This window comes from Micromonospora aridisoli (assembly GCF_056150025.1).
In genome coordinates, this window is sequence record NZ_JAXCFK010000059.1 from 1 (window position 1) to 687 (window position 687).

Genomic DNA, 687 nt, shown 5'->3' on the forward strand with positions numbered 1-687 from the left:
CAGCTGCATTGTCCTCCTACAGAAGTGTACTATAGACAAGAGATTTTTGAAGAATTCGAAAAACTAAAAGAAGAAGGTAAAATAGCACATCTTGGTGTCAGTGTAGAGAAAGTAGAAGAAGGATTAAAGGCAATAGAATATCCTATCGTAGAAACAGTTCAGATCATTTTTAATATGTTCAGACATCGTCCGGCTGAATTATTTTTTCAAGAAGCAAAAAAACGAAATATAGGAATTATAACTAGGGTTCCTTTGGCAAGTGGTTTATTGACAGGAAAGTTTAATGCAACAACCGAATTCTCAAATGAAGATCACCGTCATTTCAATCGAAAAGGAGAGGTATTTGACCAAGGAGAAACTTTTTCGGGGATAGACTATAATTTGGCACTCGAGGCGGTGGATCAATTAGTAGAATTGTTTCCAAAAGAAACAGCATTGGTTCATTATGCTTTGAAATGGATCTTAATGTATAAAGAGGTGAGTTGTGTGATTCCAGGTGTATCCAAAATAGCACAATTACATTCTAATTTAGAAACCTTGAATATTCCAGATCTTTCGGATGAAGAATTAAAAGCAGTAGATGCTATTTATACTACATTGATTCGTCCATCGGTACATCATCGATGGTAACTAGAGGCTTACAGGTGTCAGGAAAATAACAAAGTTCTTTTATCTCAAATTTGTTAT

Annotated in this window: 1 protein-coding gene; it reads left to right on the forward strand. The window is 34.8% G+C overall.

Annotated features, from left to right (window positions below):
- On the forward strand, positions 1-630 hold a 630-nt coding region (locus SM447_RS29310; RefSeq protein WP_474576107.1), incomplete at its 5' end, for an aldo/keto reductase.
- Between the last annotated feature and the right edge of the window lie 57 nt (positions 631-687).